Source organism: Mycobacterium sp. E3251, assembly GCF_001666835.1.
Lineage (GTDB): Bacteria > Actinomycetota > Actinomycetes > Mycobacteriales > Mycobacteriaceae > Mycobacterium.
Window position 1 is genome coordinate 1 of sequence record NZ_LZJF01000011.1, and the last position, 19,932, is coordinate 19,932.

The following is a 19,932-nucleotide window of genomic DNA, read 5'->3' on the forward strand; positions in this document are numbered from 1 at the left end:
CCGCTTCACCGACACCGACCGGTCCGCCGGTGGCGGTGTAGCCGTAGTAGCAGTGGGTGGTCATCACGACCACCGCAGCCGGGATCACCTGTGCGAATGACCAGCCCACGTCGTTGAGGCGCAGGAATGTATGGAAGTAGTGGTTGTAGGTGCCGGTGGACTGCCCGTAGAAAAGCACGGTGGTGACCTGTGCCGAGAGGAAGGACAAGGTGATCGCCAGCCCGTAGAGCGGGATGATGACGACGAGACCCGCCACTACGCGGGTGGAGGCCAGATAGGCGACCGATCGGATGCTCATCACTTCGAGCGCGTCGATCTCCTCGCTGATGCGCATGGCGCCCAGTTCGGCGGTGGCGCCGGCGCCGACCGTGGCGGCAAGTGCTTGACCGGCGGCGACCGGCGCGACAAATCGCACATTGACCAGTGCGGCCAAAAAGCCGGTGAAGGCGTCGGCACCGACGTTGCCCAGCGTCGCAAAGCCTTGGATGGCGACCAGTGAGCCCGCGGACAGGGTGATGAGGCCGATGATGGTGGCGGTGCCACCGACCACGGCCATCGCGCCGGTGCCCATCCCCATCTGGGCAATCATGCGCAGCAGCTCTCTGCGGTAGTGGCGTAGGGCGAAGGGGATCTGCCCGACCGCGGCCAGCGCGAACCAGACCATCTGCCCGACTTCGACCATTAGCCGGGCCGGGGCGTCACCGTATTCACGGACGGCAGTGGCTGCCCGCGGGAAGCGGATGCGCAGCGAGGGGGTCGCGGTAGCCGTTGCCATGTCAGCGGCCTGTCCCGAACCGGACACCGATCGTGGTCAGTGCCGCGTTGACGGCGAAAAGCGCGATGAAGCACAGCACCACCGTCTCGTTGACGGCAGTGCCCAGGCCCTTGGATCCGCCGCGCACGATCAGCCCGCGATAACAGCCGACCAGGCCGGCGATCAGCCCGAACGTCGCGGCCTTGATAATCGCGATCACCACCTCGGGCAGGCCGGTAAGCGCTGTCAGCGTGGACACGTAGCCACCGCTCGAGACGTTCTGCACGTACACGCTGAACACATAGGCGCCCGCTAGCCCGACGGCGACCACGAGGCCGTTGAGCAGCACCGCGACGATTGTCGAGGCGACGACGCGGGGGACCACCAGCCGGTGGATCGGGTCGATGCCGAGCACCTCGAGGGCATCGATCTCCTCGCGGATCGTGCGCGCGCCGAGGTCGGCGCAGATCGCGGTGCCGCCCGCACCGGCGACGACCATCACCGTCACGATCGGGCCGAGCTGGGTGACCGCGGCGATCCCGGCACCAGCACCAGAGGTGTCCGCGGCGCCGAACTCGCCCAGTAGGACATTGAAAGTGAAGATGAGCAGCACGGTTTCCGGGATGGACAGCGCGATAGCGGGCAGCAGCGATACCCGCATGAGGAACCAGCCGGCCACGATGAACTCACGCCATTGGAAAGGCCGTGCGAGGGCTTTGCCGGTGAGCGCGCACATTCGGAAGAACCCGCCGGCCACTTCCGCCCCCGCCCGGAGGTGGTTTCCAAATTTGCCGACGGCCACAGTCAAGGTAGTCATCGGGGCGATGCCTGACGTGGCGCATGAGCTTGCGCTGTTGATCGCCCGAGGGAACGGATCTGGGTCGGCGTGTGGTAACCGACCGGACTACCGAATCGCATCGTCTGCTCAAGCGGGTCATGCAGTCTCGTGAGCCCTACATGGCGTTGGCGGTCGCGATCACGATCCGCAGGCTTGCCGCCATACCGCCAGTGCTGCGAAAAGCGATTCGTTAGAGCGCATTTCGGGACTCCGCCGAAAGACGCCGATATCCGACGGCATCGCCTCGACTCCGGGCACGACGGTGCGAGGTGCGACCCGCCGCATAGCTCGTCACCGGGCTCCAGCCACGGGCCGGTCACTTGCGCCCCTTGACCGGCGTCCTCCGCCCCGCTCCGACTCCCCGTCGGTTGTGCCACGCAGCCACTATGGCATTCGACTGTACGGACAGTCAATAACGACGCGGGCGCGGAATGAACGGCGGATGGCCGCGCCGGAGTCTTTGGGCTGCTCCACTATCGCGACCCATTTGGCGACTTGGCCCTTGCGCTACCCTCGGCGCGTCACGAAGGCACGTCCATCCCGTTTTGGTCGGCGAACAAATCGACTGTACGTAGATGCGCGACTAGGGGGACTCGATTACGGGTCAATTACTCGCTCGTGCAGTGCATTTCGCTGCCGACTGCGCGGCCTGTCATCCCGTTGCGGCGGTGAGGGATTCGGCACGACCGAGACGACGTCCGCGGAAGGGTCGCCCACTTGCTCAGGGCCAGATGGTCGAGCAGCAGCCCGCCGAGCGAGCCGCCACATGGGTACTGCCGCGTCGCCGGTTGTCACTCAACCGCTCTACCTTGCGCTGGCGTGCCACCTTCGCGTTGCCGGCGAGCATCCGTGGGGCTTCGGACGTGTAAATGGTTGCGGCTATGCGCTTGTACGCCGCCGACCGGTGGTCCCATGGCGGCCGCAGGACCTCGAGCCGGCGAGCCGGAGGAAATTCCCCGAGTTCCCACCACATGATCTTTGGTCCAGAAGTGATCAACGATGGTGTCCCCGGACACCCCAAGCTCCTCGGCGATATCGCCGAGATTTGTTCTGTCATAGGCACGTTCAGCGACCTAGCGCACGAACGCTTCAAGGATCTTACGATTACCGGGCACGCGGTGTGGCGTCAGCCCTCGGCATAACTAACCGTACGAGCGGTCAATTGTCACTCGTCCCGCGCATCCTCCCCGGTTGCGCCGCGACCGGTCGGCTGGTCCGGCGCGGGGTATTGACGGCGTTGCCGGCTCTGGCGGCGACGGCATCAGCCGCCGTAGCGCCTGCTCGCGAAGAACGGCACCGTGCCGTACGTCAAAATGGCCTGCGCCCAGTGCTCTCATCCGGTGCGGTTACGACAAACATATTCGAGCCGGGTGCTGACTTGATCTCACCGGCTGCGTACATGGTCATGAGGTCTCTGCCATCGCTGTCGGCAACGCAGACATAGGTGTCCGTCTCCGCGTCATAGTCGAAGCTGTCCCAAGCCAATACGAACGCCAAGCAGTTGCCGTCGCGGTCGGCGATCACCAGCTTGTGCACGCCTGACTCTTTTAATAGCTCGGCATCCCGCACGCGCTGCTGAGGGGCTCCGTTGGTGTGAAGCGTTAGGCTGTCTAACATCTGTACTCCCTTGGCGAGGTTCTCTCCTCCGATCCGAACGCTCGAATGCTCCGGACCAAGGCCAGTGTCTCTCCGAATGCCGCCCCCGACCAGGGCATTACGACCCATCCTCAATGGCTCGTGAGTCGCCCGACAAAGAGGGCGAAATTCGAAGGCCTGCAGGATTCGCCAACGATTCGCATCCACGCGCAAACCGTTCGCAACTGCTGCCCGATCGATCACGACCGTGGTGGTAGCAGGTGGCCTCACGAGCGCATTGGCGTGGAGGCGAGTGAAAGCCAATCGTGCTTGGCCCCGCCGGAGCCACCCCGCCCTTCAACCTCCCAACCCCTTGGTTGACAATCGATCCAAGACCCACTTCGTCTGAAGTCCACACGTCACGTCAAAGGAGACACGAGCATGGCTGAAGCCGTCATCGTCGAGGCAGTGCGCTCACCGATCGGGAAGCGCAACGGCGGGTTGTCCGGGGTGCACCCCGCGGACCTGTCAGCGCAGGTGCTCAACGGATTGGTGGAGCGGGCGGGCGTCGACCCCGGGATCGTCGACGACGTCATCTGGGGCTGCGTCATGCAGGCGGGCGAGCAGGCCCTCGACATCGGCCGCACTGCCCTGCTGGCCGCCGGGTGGCCGGAGACCGTCCCGGGCGTGACCGTCGACCGCCAGTGCGGCTCGAGCCAGCAGTCCATCCACTTCGCGGCGGCCGGCGTGGTGGCCGGGCACTACGACGTCGTGGTGGCCGGGGGCGTGGAGTCGATGTCGCGCACGCCGATGGGCTCGTCGCTGGCCAACGGTGGGCGGCCCTACCCCAAGGCATTCCTGGACCGCTACGAAGGGCAGATTCCCAACCAGGGCCTCGGCGCGGAGATGATCGCCGAGCAATGGGGCCTGGACCGCACCGCGCTCGACGAGTTCTCTCTGGGCTCGCACGAAAAGGCCGCGGCCGCACAGGATTCCGGTGCCTACGACGACCAGATCGTGGGAATCAAGGACCAGGACGGCAACGTGGTCCTCAAGGACGAAGGCATCCGCCGGGGCACCCCGATGGAGAAGATGGCGTCGCTGAAGCCGGCGTTCAAGGAAGACGGCGTCATCCACGCCGGCAACTCGTCGCAGATCTCCGACGGCGCGGCCGCCCTGCTGTTCATGTCCGCCGAGAAGGCCAAGGAGCTCGGCCTCAAGCCGATCGCCAAGGTGCACACCGCGACGCTGGCTGGGGCCGACCCGGTGATCATGCTGACCGCGCCCATCCCGGCCACCCAGAAGGTGCTCAAGAAGTCGGGACTCTCCATCGGCGACATCGGGGCTTACGAGGTCAACGAGGCGTTCGCACCCGTTCCGCTGGCGTGGCTGAAAGACATTGGCGCCGACGAGAAGAAGCTCAACCCGAATGGCGGCGCGATCGCGCTCGGCCACCCACTCGGCGGCTCCGGGGCGCGGCTGATGACCACGCTGCTGTACCACATGCGGGACAAGGGAATTCGCTACGGCCTGCAGACGATGTGCGAAGGTGGTGGCCAGGCCAACGCCACCATCGTGGAGCTGTTGTGACGGACGCCGCCACCGATCAGCCGGCGGTGCTGGTCGAACGACGCGGCAACGTCATGGTGATCACCATCAACCGGCCCGAGGCACGCAACGCGGTCAACGGCGCCGTCAGCATCGGCGTCGGGGACGCGCTCGACGCGGCGCAACACGACCCTGACGTACGGGCCGTGGTGATCACCGGCGCCGGCGACAAGTCGTTTTGCGCCGGCGCCGACCTCAAGGCGATCTCGCGCCGGGAGAACCTGTATCACCCCGAGCACGGCGAGTGGGGCTTCGCGGGTTACGTGCACCACTTCATCGACAAGCCCACCATCGCGGCGGTCAACGGCACCGCCCTGGGTGGGGGTACCGAGCTGGCCCTGGCCAGTGACCTGGTGGTGGCGGACGAGCGGGCCAAGTTCGGCCTGCCCGAGGTCAAACGCGGGCTGATTGCGGCCGCGGGTGGCGTGTTCCGGATCGTGCAGCAGCTGCCGCGCAAGGTGGGGATGGAGCTGCTGCTGACCGGTGAGCCGATCACCGCCTCCGACGCCTTCGAATGGGGCCTGATCAACCAGGTGGTTGAGGAGGGCACGGTGCTGGAAGCCGCACTGGCCCTGGCCGCCCGGGTGACCGTCAACGCACCACTGTCCGTGCAGGCCAGCAAGCGCATCGCCTACGGCGTCGACGACGGGGTCGTCACCGACGAGGAAGCGGGATGGCAGCGCACCATGAAAGAGATGGGCACTCTGCTGCGCTCCGAAGACGCCAAGGAGGGGCCGCTCGCTTTCGCCGAGAAGCGGGAGCCGGTCTGGAAGGCGCGCTAGCCCGGTGACGCTGCGCTAGGTCGCCAGGACGTTCACCCCGCGCTGGAACGCGGCGGGCAGCAGCGTGCATGCCGGCACGATGGCACGGCGCGCGAGCGGTGGGGTGCTGGCCAACACCAGGCCACGGGTGAGTAACCGGTAGTTGCGGGTAATCCGTTGCCACGCAAGCTCATACGACGACGGACTCTCGTCGGCGATCGCGGCGACCGCCGCGGCCGCTTGCTTGACTGCCAGGCTGATGCCTTCGCCGGTCAGTGCGTCTTCGTACCCCGCCGCGTCGCCCACGAGCAGCACCCGCCCCGCGACCCGGCGGGAGACCACCTGCCGCAACGGCCCGCACCCGCGCGCCTCGCCGCGGCCGGCACCCTCTAATTGCCCGGCCAGCCTTGGGAACCAGGCGAGGTCGGGTCGACCCGGCGACAAGATCGCCACGCCAACGAGGTCCGGTTCGACCGGGGTGACGTATGCCTCGCCCCAGCGCGACCAGTGCACCTCGACGAATTCGGACCATGCCGGCACCCGGTAATGCCAACGGACGCCGTAGCGCCGCGGCGTCCCCGCCGTCGCCGTGATTCCGACGGATCGCCTGACCTGAGAATGCAGTCCGTCGGCCGCCACTAACCATTTCGCACGCACGCCGGCGGCCGTCACCCCGTGCGCGTCCTGCTGCACGGTGGTCACCCGCGTCCGAAGCCATTCGGTGTCTTGCTCTTTCGCCCGCGCGGCCATTGCCGCGTGCAACGTCGTGCGCCGCACCCCCCGGCCCGGCCCGTTGCGAAACCGGGCCTGCGCCCGGCGGTGTTCGCTGACGTAAGCGATGCCGTGAAAGGGCATGCCGACCGGGTCGACCCCGAGCGCCGTCAGCTCGGCAAGCCCGCCCGGCATGAGGCCCTCACCGCACGCCTTGTCGATGGGGCCCTCGCGCGGGTCGGCGACGATCACCGAAAGTCCTTGGCGGCGTGCGTGTAACGCCGTGGCCAGGCCGCCCGGGCCGCCGCCGACGATCAACAGGTCGGTGTCGTAGTCGGTCATGTATAACCCAGCGCCGAGTTCTCGACCTGCAGCCGCACCCTCAGCAGCGCCGCGTTCGCCAGGGTGAAGATGCCCGCGGTCAGCCACGCCGTGTGCACCAACGGCAGCGCCAACCCCTCAGCCACCACTGCAACATAGTTCGGATGGTGCAGCCACCGGTAGGGACCCTGACGCACCAGCGGGGCCTGCGGCAGCACGATCACCCTGGTGTTCCATCGCCGCCCCAGCGTGGCGATGCACCACCAGCGCAGGCCCTGGCTGAGCGCCACCACCGTCAGCATCGGCCAGCCCAGCCAGGTGATGAACGGCCGGTGCAGTGCCCACGGTTCGAGAACGCAGCCGACCAGCAACCCGGTGTGGATGAGCACCATCACCGGATAGTGCGATCGGCCAAATTCCTTGGCGCCCTGGGCAAACGACCACTGCGCGTTGCGCTTGGACACGACCAGCTCCACGACGCGTTCGATCCCGACCGCGAGGACCAGCAGGTAATACATGTCTCCACTATCCGTTGACGAGGACTGCTTGTACCGGGTCCACGGTGCCGCCGCCGCGCCGGTTCACCCGCCGCGAGCGTAACCACCCGGCGAAAATCCGGGCCGGGAATCCCGGTGGTGTCACGTACGCGCCACCGGCCGAGCTCCGCCCGCTAGGTTGGACAGTATGCGGATCCTCGTCACCGGTGCCACCGGCTATGTCGGATCGCGGCTGGTCACGGCGCTGCTGGCGGACCGGCACCACGTCGTGGCCGCCACCCGGAACCCCGAGCGCCTAAGACGGTTCGGCTGGGTCGACGACGTCACGCCGGTGGCCCTCGACGCCGCGGATCCCGCGTCGACCCGGGCGGCTTTCGCGAGCTCCGGCCCCATTGACGTGGTCTATTACCTGGTGCACGCCATCGGCCAGCCCGGCTTCCGCGACGCCGACAAGGCCTCCGCCGCCAATGTGGCCGCGGCGGCCAGGGATGCCGGGGTGCCACGCATCGTCTACCTGGGCGGATTCGTGCCCGCCGACGAGATCTTGTCCGAGCACCTGACCAGCCGGGCCGAGGTGGCCGAAGCCCTGGCGGTCCCGGACGGCCCGGAGCTGGTGTGGCTGGGCGCGGCGATGATCGTCGGCGCCGGCTCGACCTCGTTCGAAATGATGCGTTACGTCGGAGACCGCTTTCCGCTCATGCCCATCCCGAGTTGGATGGACAACCCGATCGACCCGATCTCCATCCGTGATGTCCTGTATTACCTCGTCGCCGCGGCCGCCGCCGAGCGGTTGCCGGCCGGCGCGTACGACATCTCCGGCCCGGACACGACGTCCTACCGGGAGCTGCTCAAGACGTATGCGCGAATCTCCGGCAGGTGGCACGCCGGGCTGCCCGTCGGCCGGGTCGACACCGGGCTGGCATCGCTGATCACCGGCGTCGCGCTCCCGGTGCCGCCGGGGCTGGCCGGCGACCTGGTCGAATCGCTGGACCATCCGATGGTGGCGTCCCACAGCGACCTACGCGACCGGGTGGCCGACCCGCCCGGTGGGTTGCTCGGCGTCGAAGACGCCATTGCCTTAGCCTTGGCCGATCAGTCGAATCGCCCGCGGCCGGTGAACGCTCTGGCCGATCCCCATCATCTGGCCGACACCGATCCCGTGTGGGCCGGCGGCGACGCGCGGCGCATCCGCCACGTCGCAGGCCGACTCACCCCGCCCGTCGCGCGGCCGGCCCTCCGCCTGGTCAACAGCGTCCCCGGGCCCGTTGCGGGCGCGCTGCGAACCGGCATCGACATCCTGACCTCGCGGACCCCGAAGGTGCGTCTCGCATGAGCCAGTCAACCGCCCCGTCCAACACCGGCACGCTGTCCGAGTGGCGCCGGGCGCTCACCAAAGTCGCTGTGCCGCACCATGAGTCGCCTGCCGTCGTGCGGCGTCGCCGGATCATCGTGGCCGTCACGGTGGTCATCGGTGCCGTGGTGCTCGGGTTTTCGTTGCGGCGCCACCCGGGGGATTCGAGCTTCTACTGGCTGACTTTGGCGCTGGCGGGGGTGTGGGTCGCCGGCGGGTTCGCGTCGGGCCCGTTGCATCTGGGCGGCATCTGTTGGCGCGGCCGCAACCAGAGGCCGGTCATCACCGGGACGGCGATCGGTCTGCTGCTCGGCGGGGTCTTCGTGATCGGCGGGCTGATAGCCCGGGAGATCACGCCCGTGGCGGAGCTGATCACCAGGGTGCTGGAATACGCCCACCACGGGTGGTATCCGGTGATCGTGGCGATCACGCTCGTCAACGGCGTCGCCGAGGAAGTGTTCTTTCGCGGCGCGCTCTACACGGCCCTGGGCCGGTATCACCCCGTCCTGATTTCGACCATCCTCTACACGATCGCGACGCTGGCCAGTGGCAACCCCATGCTCGGCTTCGCCGCCATCATCCTGGGGACGGTGTGTGCATTCGAGCGCCGGGCGACCGGCGGTGTTTTGGCGCCGGTGCTCACCCACTTGGTGTGGGGGCTGATCATGGTGCTCGTGCTGCCGCCGATGTTCGGGGTATGAGCTAACCGGTCGTCGAACTCGCGACGTCGCGCGCCAGGGCGCGCATCGCGGCGGCCTGCCGCGGCCGCGCGAGTAACCAGTACGCCCGTCCGGGGATGCCGCTGGGGAGGAAGATCGACCGCTGCGTGAGCTGGCTGCCGCCTTCCTTGCGGGGCGCGACGGTGATTTCCAGCCATTGCTGCCCGAGCTTGTGCCTTCGCGCTCGCAGCCGCATCCCGGAGCCGGGTTCGGCCTCTTGCACCGTCCAGCGGCCGCCGCGCGCGGCTCTGCCCACGGCGTTTTCCAGAGCCCTCCACACGTCCTCGGGCCCGGCCTCGATCGCGGCAATCTGAACCTCGGTGTAGACGATCTCGCCGGCCCACTCGGGGTCGCTGGGCAGCAGGTTGGCCGGCTCGGTCCGCAACGACGACCAGGTGGCGTCGGGCAGCCCGCGCTGAGCCCGATTGAGCGCGAGTTCGACGGCCCGGCGGTAGGCGGTCAGGCCGCCGGACGGCGGAGTGATGATGCTGTCGATGTCGTGGTTGCGCATGACCGCGTCGCATTCCAGCGATTCGATCAGCGGCCGCGCCAAGCCCGGGGGAATCGGCGTCACCGTGCCCACCCAGAGGCTGGCGATCGTCGGTGTCAGGAACGGCAGCACGATCAGGTATCGCTTGCCCAGCCCGGCCACGTCGGCGTAAACGCGCATCATGTCGCCGTACTCCAGGACGTCGGGCCCACCGATGTCCCACGTCCGCGATGACGGCACCGGCGCCGTCGCCGCCGCGACCAGGTAGTACAGCACGTCGCTCACCGCGATCGGCTGGATCTTGTTGTGCACCCACTTCGGAGTGGTCATCACCGGCAACCGGTCGGTTAGGTGGCGGATCATCTCGAAGGATGCCGAGCCGGAACCGACGACGACCCCGGCCTGCAGCACGACGGCCTCGACGCCTGACTCGATGAGGGCCTCGCCCACGGCCTTGCGGGATTCCAGGTGCGGTGACAGCTTGCGGCCTTCGGGATGCAGCCCGCTGAGATACACCACCCGGCGAACCCCGGTGCGGCGCGCCGCGGTCACGACGTTGCGGACCGCGCGCGTCTCCTCGTCGGCGAAATTCTCCGACGTGCCCATCGAGTGGACCAGGTAGTAGACGACGTCGATCCCGTCGAACGCGGCGACCAGCGAATCGACGTCGCCCAGGTCGCCGCGTGCGACCTCCGCCTGTTGTCGCCACGGAACGTCCGCCAGCTTCACCGGGTTGCGCGCCAAGGCGCGCAACTGATGGCCCTCGTCGAGCAGTCGCGGCACCAACCGGCCGCCGATGTAGCCGGTCGCTCCGGTCACCAGGCAGCGCATCGGTTCAACCATCGGTTCTCCGTTCCTCGAGAGGGGAGGCTGACGCGACAGGATTGCCGGAACGATGCGGGACTAAAAGCCCTCGGCCGAACGAATTCAGCGGTCGGTGAAGTCCGGCGTGCGGCGCTGCTGGAAAGCGGTTGCGCCCTCGACGAAGTCGTGCGATCGCAGCAGCACGGCCTGCCCCTCGTACTCGCGCTGCAAAGCCGGATCCAACTGGGGGAGGGTGGCCGCGTTGATGGCGAGCTTGGTCTTGCCGAACGCCGCGACCGGTCCCGCCAGCAGCCTGGCGATCACCTTGTCCACCTCGGCCTCGAATTCGTCGGCCGGGAAGACCGCGCTGACCAGTCCCCAGGACAGCGCCTCGGCGGCGGGCAGCCGTTCGGGCAGGAGCGCCATGTGCATCGCCCGGATGCGGCCGACCGCGGCGGCGATCAGTGCGGACGCACCGCCGTCGGGCATCAGGCCGATCTTGGTGAACGCGAGCATGAAAAAGGCGTTCTCCGAAGCCAATACGACGTCGCAAGCCAGCGCCAGGGAAACGCCGACGCCGGCCGCCGGTCCCTGGACCACCGCGACCACCGGGTGCGGCACCGCGGCGATCGCCCGGATCAGGCGGTTGATCTCCACGACGATCTCGTCCGGCGGGACCCCCGTGCTGGACACGTCGTCGGCGCCGATGCCCGCGCCGGAACAGAAGCCCCGGCCCGCACCGCCGAGGCGCACCACCTTCACCTCCGGATCGGTGGCCGCGCGCTCCATCGCGTCGGCGATGCCGGTAATCACCGGCAGGGTCAGCGAATTGAGGCTGTCGGCCCGGTCGATGGTCACCGACAGCACGCCGTCGGACGACGTGACGGAAAGGCCTGCGACGGGGGTCAGGGTGTCGATCGCGGATTGCGCCATGGGCTCACCCTAAGTGACCGGGCTGCGCGCCGGTCCGGGGCGGCTGCGAAGATGCCAACTACAACGGGCGTCAGAGCAGACGAAAGGTCGGTAGATCGTGGCTGGACCGCTGAAGGGACTTCGGGTCGTCGAGTTGGCCGGCATCGGGCCGGGTCCGCACGCGGCGATGATCTTGGGGGATCTGGGCGCCGACGTGGTGCGCATCGATCGGCCATCGACTGGCCCGGGTGGTGTCGCCAAGGACGCCATGCTGCGCAACCGGCGGGTGGTGACCGTCGACCTCAAGTCCGACGAGGGACGTGCCGTCGTGCTCAAGCTCGTCGCAAAAGCCGACGTGTTGATCGAGGGCTTCCGCCCCGGCGTCACCGAGCGGCTCGGCCTCGGGCCCGAACAGTGCGCCGAGGTGAACGAGCGGCTGATCTACGCCAGGATGACCGGCTGGGGACAATCCGGCCCGCGCAGTCAGCAAGCGGGCCACGACATCAACTACATCTCCCTCAACGGGATCCTGCACGCCATCGGCCGGGCGAACGAGCGGCCGGTGCCGCCACTGAACCTGGTCGGCGACTTCGGCGGCGGCTCGATGTTCTTGTTGGTCGGCATCCTGTCCGCCCTGTGGGAGCGGCAGAACTCCGGCAAGGGTCAGGTGATCGATGCCGCGATGGTCGACGGCTCCAGCGTGCTGATCCAGATGATGTGGGCGATGCGGGGATTGGGCATGTGGTCGGACGCGCGCGGGACCAACATGCTCGACGGCGGCGCGCCCTACTACGACACCTACGAGTGCGCCGACGGGCGTTACGTCGCAGTGGGCGCCATCGAGCCGCAGTTCTACGCGGCCATGCTGTCCGGGCTGGGCCTGGACGCCGCCAACTTGCCGCCGCAGAACGACGTGAGCCGCTGGCCCGAGCTGCGCGCGGCGCTGACGGCGGCCTTCGCCGCCCACGACCGTGACCACTGGGCGAAGGTGTTCGCCGATTCCGACGCGTGCGTGACCCCGGTGCTGGCGTTCGGCGAGGTGGACAGCGAGCCGCACATCACCGAGCGGAACACCTTCTACGAGGTGGACGGCGGCCTGCAGCCGTTGCCTGCCCCGCGGTTCTCCCGCACCACGCCCGACGTGCCTCGGCCTCCGGCCGCCCCCCTGGCCGACGTCGAAGCTGTGCTGAACGACTGGGTATAGTCGCCAACCAACTGGTTGGCTGGACTCAAGGAAGGACTCGCATGGAAATCAAGGACGCCGTAGCCGTCGTCACCGGGGGCGCCTCGGGCCTCGGCTTGGCCACCACCAAGCGGCTCCTGGACGCCGGGGCGCAGGTGGTGGTGATCGACCTACGGGGCGAAGAGGCCGTCCAAGAGCTCGGCGAGCGCGCCCGCTTCGTGCAGGCCGACGTCACGGACGAGGCGGCCGTCAGCAAGGCGCTGGACACCGCCGAATCGCTGGGCCCGGTGCGCATCAACGTCAATTGCGCCGGCATCGGCAACGCCATCAAGACACTGTCCAAGGACGGCCCGTTTCCACTGGACGCCTTCAAGAAGGTGGTCGGGGTCAACCTGATCGGGACGTTCAACGTGCTGCGGCTGGCCGCCGAGCGCATCGCCAAGACCGAACCGGTCGGTGAGGAGCGCGGCGTCATCATCAACACCGCGTCGGTCGCCGCGTTCGAGGGCCAGATCGGCCAGGCCGCTTACTCGGCGTCCAAGGGCGGCGTGGTCGGCATGACGCTGCCGATCGCGCGCGACCTGTCGCGCGAGCTCATCCGCGTGGTGACCATCGCGCCGGGATTGTTCAAGACCCCGCTGCTGGGCTCGCTGCCCGAGGAGGCGCAGAAGTCGCTGGGCAAGCAGGTTCCCCACCCGGCCCGGCTGGGGGATCCCGACGAGTACGGCGCGCTCGCGGTGCACATCATCGAAAACCCGATGCTCAACGGCGAAGTCATCCGCCTGGACGGCGCCATCCGCATGGCTCCTCGCTGAGGCCGCCAAACACGAAAGCCCCCCGCGTTGAGCGGGGGGCTTTCGTAACGGAGCAAGAACTTATCGGCGGAACCATCGACTGACGGCGGGTTCGGCCATTAACAGGCGGGCGAGCATGCTCATAGTCGGACCTCAGCTCGCCGCTTGCAGTTCGTCGAACTGCTCCGAGGTCTCGCCTTCCACCAGGACGTCGCCGTGGTAGAGGGCTTCGAAGTCAACCTTGATGACGTCGGCACTTGTGTCGTCGATCCACATGACACTGAGCGTATGGGCCACCATTAAGGAATCTTTGAGTCACGATTCGGAAAACCGTGGCAATTTACCGCTCGGTAGGTTGTACGCGGCCGACCGCGGCGTTTAGCCCCGTGACCTGCTTAGTTGCCACACATTTTTCTGGCCGGACTCTTACTGTCGCCGCGGTTTAAAACGCCGCATTGAACCGTGCGGCCGCCGCCGCCCGTGCTTAAAGAGGAATCTGTTTGACGCGTGAAAATTAGCGTTTGTTAAGTTGCGCGGGTACGCCAGCGGCCAGGGCGATCAGCACCGGCGGCGGAAGGGCTCGACATGCTGCAGGGGATCGCCCGATTGGCCATCGCGGCGCCGCGCCGCATCATCGCAATAGGTGTCCTGGTCTTCATCGCCGCCGCGATCTTCGGCATCCCCGTCGCCAAGAGCCTGTCGCCCGGGGGCTTCCAGGATCCGCGCTCGGAGTCCGCCCACGCGATCCAGGTGCTGACCGACAAGTTCGGGCAGAGCGGTCAGCAAATGCTGATCCTGGTGACAGCGCCCGGGGGCACCAACAGCGAACAGGCCCGCACGGTGGGGACCGACCTGGTCAACGGGCTGCAGAAGTCACCGTTGGTCTACAACGTGTCGTCGCCGTGGACGGTCCCCCCGGCGGCGGCCGCCGACCTGATCAGCCGCGACGGCAAGTCGGGCCTGCTGGTCGTCAACCTCAAGGGCGGCGAGAACTACGCGCAGACCAACGCCCAGACCATCGCGGACCAATTCATCCACGACCGTGACGGCGTGACCGTCAGCGCCGGCGGCGCGGCGATGCAGTACGCCCAGATCAATACCCAAAACCAGGCCGATCTGCTGGTGATGGAGATGATCGCGCTCCCGCTGAGCTTCCTGGTCCTCATCTGGGTGTTCGGCGGGCTGCTGGCGGCCGCTTTGCCGATGGCGCTGGGCGCCCTGGCCGTCGTCGGTTCGATGACGGTGTTGCGGCTGATCACGTTCAGCACCGAGGTGTCGATCTTCGCGCTCAACCTGAGCACCGCGTTGGGCCTGGCGCTGGCGATCGATTACACACTGCTGATCGTCAGTCGCTACCGCGACGAGCTGGCCGAGGGCAGCGACCGGGAAGAGGCGCTGATCCGGACCATGGCGACCTCCGGGCGCACGGTGCTGTTCTCCGCGGTCACCGTGGCGTTGTCCATGTCGGCGACCGTGGCGTTCCCGATGTACTTCCTCAAGTCGTTCGCCTACGCCGGTGTGGCCACCGTGGCCTTCGTCGCGACCGCCTCGATCGTGATAACGCCGGCCGCCATCGTTCTACTGGGCCACCGGCTGGACGCGCTGGACGTGCGCCGGCTGCTGCGCCGCGTCTTTCGGCGCCCCGAGCCGGTGCACAAACCCGTCGAGCAGCTGTTCTGGTACCGGTCGAGCAAGCTGGTGATGCGCCGCTGGGCACCGATCGGCCTGACCGTCGTCGCATTGCTGCTCCTGCTCGGCCTGCCATTCCTCGGCGTGAAATGGGGCTTCCCGGACGACCGGGTGCTGCCGCGTTCGACCTCTTCCCACCAGGTCGGTGACCGACTCCGCAACGATTTCGCGGACGACTCCGACACGTCCGTGCCGGTCGTCATTCCCGATGCGCGTGGCCTGAGTCCGGCGGACCTGGACCGATACGCCTCGGACTTGTCGCGAGTTCCCGACGTGTCGGACGTGTCGGCTCCGGGCGGGACGTTCGTCGGGGGGAACCGAACGGGACCACCCGCCGGGGCCACCGGGCTGGCCGACGGCAGCGCCTTCCTGACGGTCAGCAGCACGGCGCCGCTGTTCTCGCCGGCCAACGACGCCCAGCTCAAGCGGTTGCACGAGGTGCCCGGGCCGGCCGGCCGGGCCGTCGCGATGGGTGGTGTCGCCCAGGTCAACCGCGACAGCGTGGACGCGGTCACCGACCGGCTTCCGCTGGTGCTCGGGCTGATGGCCGCCATCACGTTCGCGCTGCTGTTCTTGCTCACCGGCAGCGTGGTACTGCCGGCGAAGGCGCTGGCCTGCAACATCCTCTCGCTGACCGCGGCCTTCGGTGCACTGGTGTGGATCTTCCAGGACGGGCATCTCGGCGCGCTCGGAACCACGCCGAGCGGGACGCTGGTCGCCAACATGCCGGTGCTGCTGTTCTGCATCGCCTTCGGGTTGTCGATGGACTATGAGGTGTTTCTGCTCTCGCGGATCCGCGAGTACTGGCTCGCGTCGGGGGCCGCTCGACCCGGACGGCCGACCCCGAAGGAGGCGCACGCCGCCAACGACGAGAGCGTCGCGCTCGGCGTCGCCCGGACCGGCCGGGTGATCACGGCGGCGGCCTTGGTGATGTCGATGTCGTTCGCGGCGCTGATCGCCGCCCACGTTTCGTTCATGCGGATGTTCGGCCTGGGGCTGACGCTTGCCGTGTTCGCCGACGCCACCCTGGTGCGGATGGTCGTGGTGCCGGCGTTCATGCATGTGATGGGCCGGTGGAATTGGTGGGCGCCCAGGCCGCTGGCCTGGCTGCACGATCGGTTCGGCATCAGCGAGGGAGTAGCCCACGGATACCTCGAGCCGGTCCTCGACGGCGGCCCGCTGGGGAAACCCGTGCCCAACATCGGCTGACGCCCGGATCGGTTCGTCGGCAAGACCCTATTGTGAGGCTCATCCGAGTCGGAAGGTTGACGTGTATGACAACGGCGGTCGACAACCCGTTCTTCGCGCGCATCTGGCCCGTCGTCGCCACCCATGAAACCGAGGTGATCCGGGCCCTTCGCCGGGAGAACCTTTCGGGGCTGTCGGGGCGGGTGCTGGAGGTCGGCGCGGGCATTGGGACGAACTTTCCGCACTACCCGGAGTCGGTCCACGAGGTGGTCGCGGTCGAGCCCGAGCCGCGGCTGGCCGCCCAGGCGCGTGCCGCGGCGGACGTGGTACCCGCCCGCGTCGTCGTGACGGGCGAGACGGCCGAAGGGTTCAGCGGCGGCGAGCCGTTCGACGCCGTGGTGTGCTCGCTGGTGTTGTGCTCCGTGCAGGATCCCGGCGGCGTGCTGCGACGCCTCTATTCGCTGCTGCGCCCGGGTGGAGAGCTGCGCTACCTCGAGCACGTGGCGAGCGCAGGAGCGCGGGGCCGTTTCCAGCGGATCGCCGACGCGACGCTGTGGCCCCGGTTGTTCGGCAACTGCCACACCCACCGCGACACCGAGCGCTCGATCATCGACGCCGGATTCGAAGTCGACTTTTCCCGGCGCGAGTTCACGTTGCCGGCGTGGGCGCCGATGCCGGTTTCGGAAATCCTGCTGGGCCGCGCCCGCAGGCCGTAGATCCCGCGGCTACTTCAACAGCGCGGGCAGCCGCTGCAACAGCCCCGGCAAGGCCTGGCCGGCCGTTTCGCGGATGCTGATCGTGGCGTGCCGCGACAGCGGCGTGACCTCGGGATTGACCTCGATGACGGCGGTACCGCGGGACAGCGCCAGCTCGGCCAGCCCGGCCGCCGGATAGACGATCGCCGAGGTTCCGACGACCACCATCACGTCGGCGGCCTCGGTCGCCTCGACGGCGGACTGCCACGGCGCATCGGGCAACGGCTCACCGAACCACACGATGTCGGGCCGGATCAGGCCGCCGCAGTGACAGACGGGCGGCTCCACTTCCAGCATCGGTTCGGGCATCGCGGGCAGCGCGCCCGTGTAGGGCATACCGCAACGGTCGCAACGGAATTCGAACAGGCTGCCATGCAGGTGATGAACCGGCATGCTGCCGGCGCGCTCGTGCAAGTCGTCGACGTTCTGGGTGATGACGCTGACCTCGGCGCCGTCTTGCCACGCGGCGATCGCGCGGTGCCCGGCATTGGGCTGGACGTCGGCCACCAGATAGTGACGCCATAGGTACCAGCCCCAGACCCGCTCGGGATTGTCGCGCCACCCTTGTGTGCTGGACAGCTCGTAGGGATCGAAGCGGGCCCACAACCCGTTCTTGTCGTCGCGGAAGGTCGGCACCCCGCTCTCCGCGGAGATCCCCGCGCCGCTCAGCACCGCTACTCGCATCCCACAAAGATAGCGGTGCTTGGGACATACTGAAGAGGTGGAGCTGCGGGATTTGCTGAAGGTCGACATGAAGGCGGGCAGGCCGCTGTTCGACCAGCTCAGGACCCAAGTCATCGACGGCGTTCGGGCCGGCGCGCTGCCGCCCGGGACCCGGCTCCCGACGGTGCGCGACCTGGCCGGCCAGCTGGGCGTCGCGGCCAACACCGTGGCCCGCGCCTATCGGGAACTCGAGTCCGCGGCGATCGTCGAAACCCGCGGGCGCTTCGGCACATTCATCTCCCGCTTCGACCCGACCGACGCCGCGATGGCGGCCGCCGCCAAGGAGTACGTCGAGGTGGCCCGGGCGCTGGGGCTGACGAAGTCCGACGCGATGCGCTACCTGACCAACGTGCCTGACGACTGAGCGTTGTAGTTCTAGCGCAACACCTTGGCCAGCGTGCGCAGGTTGCGCGTGGTCGTCGACGACTTGTAGCGCGGCTTGCCCATCGTCTTGCCGATCGTGCTGTCCAGGGTGCCGCCCTTGGGCACCTGCCAATAGATGACACCCGCGCCGGGGCCGATCCGCTCGTCCGATCCGGTCTCCTTGCCGAGGGCGGCGAGCTCGTCGAGCGCCGCCTTGTCGGCGACGAACGTGACGTAGGACTGGTAGCCGTCGACCTCGGGCTCGAACGGGTAGGCATCGACGATGGCGCGCACCGTCTCGAGGTCGTAGACCAGCACCCAGGCGTCGTAGCCGAAGTTCTCGCGTAGCGCGGCTTCGGCCTTCTTGCGCACGGACGCCGCACCGGCGGACGACTCCAGCAGGACGTTGCCGCTGGCCAGGATGGTTCGCACGTTGGTGAATCCGGCGTCGGTCAAAGCGCGCGCCACCTCGGCCATCTTGAGGTTGACGCCGCCGACGTTGACGCCACGCAGGAACGCCGCGTATTTGGTCACCTTCCGATTTCACCAGGGCCGCCCGCGCCGATGCGATCCGGGACCGGTTGCTGGACGCGCGACGTAGGCTTTCTTCCATGGGACGCCAAGTCTTCGACGACAAGCTGCTGGCCGTGATCAGTGGAAACTCTCTCGGAGTGCTGGCCACCATCAAGCGCGACGGGCGCCCGCAGTTGTCGAACGTGAGTTACCACTTCGACCCGCGCGACTTGGCGGTGCGGGTGTCGATCACCGAGCCGCGGGCCAAGACGCGCAACCTGCGCCGCGATCCGCGGGCGTCCATCCTCGTCGATGCGGACGACGGGTGGTCGTACGCGGTGGCGGAGGGCACGGCGATCCTGACGCCGCCGGCGGCCGCCCCCGGCGACGACACCGTCGAAGCGTTGATTGCCTTGTACCGCAACATCGCCGGCGAGCACCCGGATTGGGACGAGTTCCGCGAGGCGATGGTCACCGATCGGCGAGTGCTGCTGACCCTGCCGATCTCGCACGTGTACGGCATGCCGCCCGGAGTGCGGTAGCCGCCCGATTACGGGATTCCCGGCTAGGCTGCCGGTATGGCTGAATCGAAGTCTTCCGAGGCGCCGGAATCGGACGACGACAACAAGCGCAAGTTCCGGGAAGCCCTCGACCGCAAGATGGCCAAGTCCTCGGGCGGGTCCGACCACAAGAGTGCCGGCGGTAAGCAGACTCGCGCGCACGGCCCGGTGGAGAACCGCCGCGAATTCCGCCGCAAGAGCGGCTGACGGTCGCCCGTCGCCCGTTGCGCGCCAAGCACTTTGGCGGGTCAGCCGTCCGGCGGTGTGAAATGGCTGACCGAAGGGTCGGCCTGACCGGGCTCGCCGCGCAGACTGCCCCGGGTGCTGGGGTGTCCGAAGTTCACTTGGGACGGGTCGTTTTGGTAGGCCCAGTCCGCCACGATGGTGCGTTCACGGAACTTCCAGCGGCCGTCGTGCTTGGTGTAGGTGTCCAGGTACCGGCCCCCGATGATCACGTCTAGGTCGTGGTCGGGCCCGGCGAAGGTATGAAACACCAGGCAATAGATCTCACCGCGGGCCTGTTCGCCCTCGACCACGAAGTTCGTCGTGGTGATGTTGTGTTGGGAGACACGCACATACGGTTCCGCGGCCTGCAGTTGGGCGATGAATTGTTCGACGCCGCCCGAGGAGAACGAGCCGTGCGAGTCGGTCGCCTCGGGGTGGTACAGGCTGCGCAGGGCGTCGTAGTCGGCGCGGTCGACGGCCCGGCAGTAGGCGGTGACGAGCTGATGCAGTTCGTCGCGGTCCAGCATCAGCGCCACGCGGGCCTCGTCCACCACCACGTCACCCAACTCCCTGGTTGTTCGCCGGCCGTAAGCGCCTC

At 67.9% G+C, this 19,932-nt stretch carries 22 protein-coding genes and 1 pseudogene; 11 read left to right on the forward strand and 12 right to left on the reverse strand.

Annotated elements, in window-relative coordinates; translation table 11 throughout:
- The 4 genes and pseudogenes from A5697_RS01040 to A5697_RS01050 all read right to left on the reverse strand — a co-directional run.
- On the reverse strand, positions 1-775 hold a 775-nt coding region (locus tag A5697_RS01040), incomplete at its 3' end, for an ABC transporter permease (RefSeq protein WP_068007198.1).
- A 1-nt stretch (position 776) separates the two neighbouring features.
- Complete coding sequence (locus A5697_RS01045; protein WP_369806034.1) at positions 777-1,490, reverse strand: MlaE family ABC transporter permease; 714 nt, start codon at positions 1,488-1,490, stop codon at positions 777-779.
- Between the two features lie 893 nt (positions 1,491-2,383).
- A pseudogene (locus tag A5697_RS28685) lies at positions 2,384-2,650 on the reverse strand (hypothetical protein); the annotation flags it as partial.
- A gap of 250 nt (positions 2,651-2,900) precedes the next feature.
- On the reverse strand, positions 2,901-3,128 hold the full coding sequence (locus A5697_RS01050; RefSeq protein WP_231971938.1) for a hypothetical protein: 228 nt from the start codon (positions 3,126-3,128) through the stop codon (positions 2,901-2,903).
- Between the two features lie 480 nt (positions 3,129-3,608).
- Here A5697_RS01050 and A5697_RS01055 point away from each other — a divergent pair, with 480 nt between their 5' ends.
- Entirely contained in the window at positions 3,609-4,757 is a 1,149-nt protein-coding gene (locus A5697_RS01055) for a thiolase family protein (protein WP_067946017.1), read from the forward strand.
- Complete coding sequence (locus A5697_RS01060; RefSeq protein ID WP_082953184.1) at positions 4,754-5,557, forward strand: crotonase/enoyl-CoA hydratase family protein; 804 nt, start codon at positions 4,754-4,756, stop codon at positions 5,555-5,557. The genes A5697_RS01055 and A5697_RS01060 overlap by 4 nt, the downstream gene beginning before the upstream one ends.
- 15 nt (positions 5,558-5,572) lie before the next feature.
- Here the strand turns inward: A5697_RS01060 and A5697_RS01065 are convergent, their stop codons facing one another.
- Together A5697_RS01065 and A5697_RS01070 are read right to left on the reverse strand one after the other, a co-directional pair.
- Positions 5,573-6,589, reverse strand: coding sequence for an NAD(P)/FAD-dependent oxidoreductase (locus A5697_RS01065; RefSeq protein ID WP_067946019.1), 1,017 nt, complete (start codon positions 6,587-6,589; stop codon positions 5,573-5,575).
- Complete coding sequence (locus tag A5697_RS01070) at positions 6,586-7,086, reverse strand: isoprenylcysteine carboxyl methyltransferase family protein (RefSeq protein WP_068007203.1); 501 nt, start codon at positions 7,084-7,086, stop codon at positions 6,586-6,588. The genes A5697_RS01065 and A5697_RS01070 overlap by 4 nt, the downstream gene beginning before the upstream one ends.
- A 166-nt stretch (positions 7,087-7,252) precedes the next feature.
- On the opposite strand from A5697_RS01070, the gene A5697_RS01075 reads away from it, so the two are divergent.
- Together A5697_RS01075 and A5697_RS01080 are read left to right on the forward strand one after the other, a co-directional pair.
- Positions 7,253-8,398: an NAD(P)H-binding protein gene (locus tag A5697_RS01075; protein ID WP_068007207.1), complete on the forward strand. Its 1,146-nt coding sequence runs from the start codon at positions 7,253-7,255 to the stop codon at positions 8,396-8,398.
- Positions 8,395-9,117 carry a CPBP family intramembrane glutamic endopeptidase gene (locus tag A5697_RS01080; RefSeq protein WP_067946025.1) on the forward strand — a complete coding sequence of 241 codons (723 nt, stop codon included), beginning with the start codon at positions 8,395-8,397 and terminating at the stop codon, positions 9,115-9,117. Before A5697_RS01075 ends, A5697_RS01080 begins: the two co-directional genes overlap by 4 nt.
- Position 9,118: 1 nt before the next feature.
- On the opposite strand, the gene A5697_RS01085 is transcribed toward A5697_RS01080, so the two are convergent.
- Complete coding sequence (locus A5697_RS01085) at positions 9,119-10,468, reverse strand: DUF2867 domain-containing protein (RefSeq protein WP_068007209.1); 1,350 nt, start codon at positions 10,466-10,468, stop codon at positions 9,119-9,121.
- Positions 10,469-10,552: 84 nt separating this feature from the next.
- A complete protein-coding gene (locus tag A5697_RS01090) occupies positions 10,553-11,362 on the reverse strand; it encodes an enoyl-CoA hydratase (RefSeq protein ID WP_068007212.1) in 810 nt (269 codons plus the stop codon).
- Between the two features lie 97 nt (positions 11,363-11,459).
- Here A5697_RS01090 and A5697_RS01095 point away from each other — a divergent pair, with 97 nt between their 5' ends.
- Positions 11,460-12,545: a CaiB/BaiF CoA-transferase family protein gene (locus A5697_RS01095; RefSeq protein ID WP_068007215.1), complete on the forward strand. Its 1,086-nt coding sequence runs from the start codon at positions 11,460-11,462 to the stop codon at positions 12,543-12,545.
- A 41-nt stretch (positions 12,546-12,586) separates the two neighbouring features.
- Positions 12,587-13,339, forward strand: a complete 753-nt coding sequence (locus A5697_RS01100) for a 3-hydroxyacyl-CoA dehydrogenase (RefSeq protein ID WP_066951567.1) — start codon at positions 12,587-12,589, stop codon at positions 13,337-13,339.
- Between the two features lie 132 nt (positions 13,340-13,471).
- Here A5697_RS01100 and A5697_RS28600 read toward each other — a convergent pair whose 3' ends face one another.
- Positions 13,472-13,594 (reverse strand): hypothetical protein, encoded by a 123-nt coding sequence (locus A5697_RS28600; RefSeq protein ID WP_003878506.1) that lies wholly within the window; start codon positions 13,592-13,594, stop codon positions 13,472-13,474.
- A gap of 309 nt (positions 13,595-13,903) precedes the next feature.
- On the opposite strand from A5697_RS28600, the gene A5697_RS01105 reads away from it, so the two are divergent.
- Together A5697_RS01105 and A5697_RS01110 are read left to right on the forward strand one after the other, a co-directional pair.
- On the forward strand, positions 13,904-16,216 hold the full coding sequence (locus tag A5697_RS01105) for an MMPL family transporter (RefSeq protein ID WP_068007217.1): 2,313 nt from the start codon (positions 13,904-13,906) through the stop codon (positions 16,214-16,216).
- Between the two features lie 65 nt (positions 16,217-16,281).
- Positions 16,282-16,911 (forward strand): class I SAM-dependent methyltransferase, encoded by a 630-nt coding sequence (locus A5697_RS01110; RefSeq protein ID WP_067946035.1) that lies wholly within the window; start codon positions 16,282-16,284, stop codon positions 16,909-16,911.
- Between the two features lie 9 nt (positions 16,912-16,920).
- Here A5697_RS01110 and A5697_RS01115 read toward each other — a convergent pair whose 3' ends face one another.
- Positions 16,921-17,634 carry an NAD-dependent deacylase gene (locus A5697_RS01115; protein ID WP_067946037.1) on the reverse strand — a complete coding sequence of 238 codons (714 nt, stop codon included), beginning with the start codon at positions 17,632-17,634 and terminating at the stop codon, positions 16,921-16,923.
- A 37-nt stretch (positions 17,635-17,671) separates the two neighbouring features.
- Here A5697_RS01115 and A5697_RS01120 point away from each other — a divergent pair, with 37 nt between their 5' ends.
- Positions 17,672-18,037, forward strand: a complete 366-nt coding sequence (locus A5697_RS01120; RefSeq protein ID WP_066951550.1) for a GntR family transcriptional regulator — start codon at positions 17,672-17,674, stop codon at positions 18,035-18,037.
- An 11-nt stretch (positions 18,038-18,048) separates the two neighbouring features.
- On the opposite strand, the gene A5697_RS01125 is transcribed toward A5697_RS01120, so the two are convergent.
- Positions 18,049-18,570 carry a DUF1697 domain-containing protein gene (locus A5697_RS01125; RefSeq protein ID WP_067946039.1) on the reverse strand — a complete coding sequence of 174 codons (522 nt, stop codon included), beginning with the start codon at positions 18,568-18,570 and terminating at the stop codon, positions 18,049-18,051.
- A 77-nt stretch (positions 18,571-18,647) separates the two neighbouring features.
- Between A5697_RS01125 and A5697_RS01130 the strand changes: the two genes are divergently transcribed.
- Positions 18,648-19,091, forward strand: a complete 444-nt coding sequence (locus A5697_RS01130; protein WP_067946041.1) for a PPOX class F420-dependent oxidoreductase — start codon at positions 18,648-18,650, stop codon at positions 19,089-19,091.
- Between the two features lie 36 nt (positions 19,092-19,127).
- Positions 19,128-19,316, forward strand: coding sequence for a DUF5302 domain-containing protein (locus A5697_RS01135; protein ID WP_067946043.1), 189 nt, complete (start codon positions 19,128-19,130; stop codon positions 19,314-19,316).
- Between the two features lie 41 nt (positions 19,317-19,357).
- On the opposite strand, the gene A5697_RS01140 is transcribed toward A5697_RS01135, so the two are convergent.
- Positions 19,358-19,891 carry a nuclear transport factor 2 family protein gene (locus A5697_RS01140; protein ID WP_067946081.1) on the reverse strand — a complete coding sequence of 178 codons (534 nt, stop codon included), beginning with the start codon at positions 19,889-19,891 and terminating at the stop codon, positions 19,358-19,360.
- Positions 19,892-19,932: the final 41 nt, after the last annotated feature.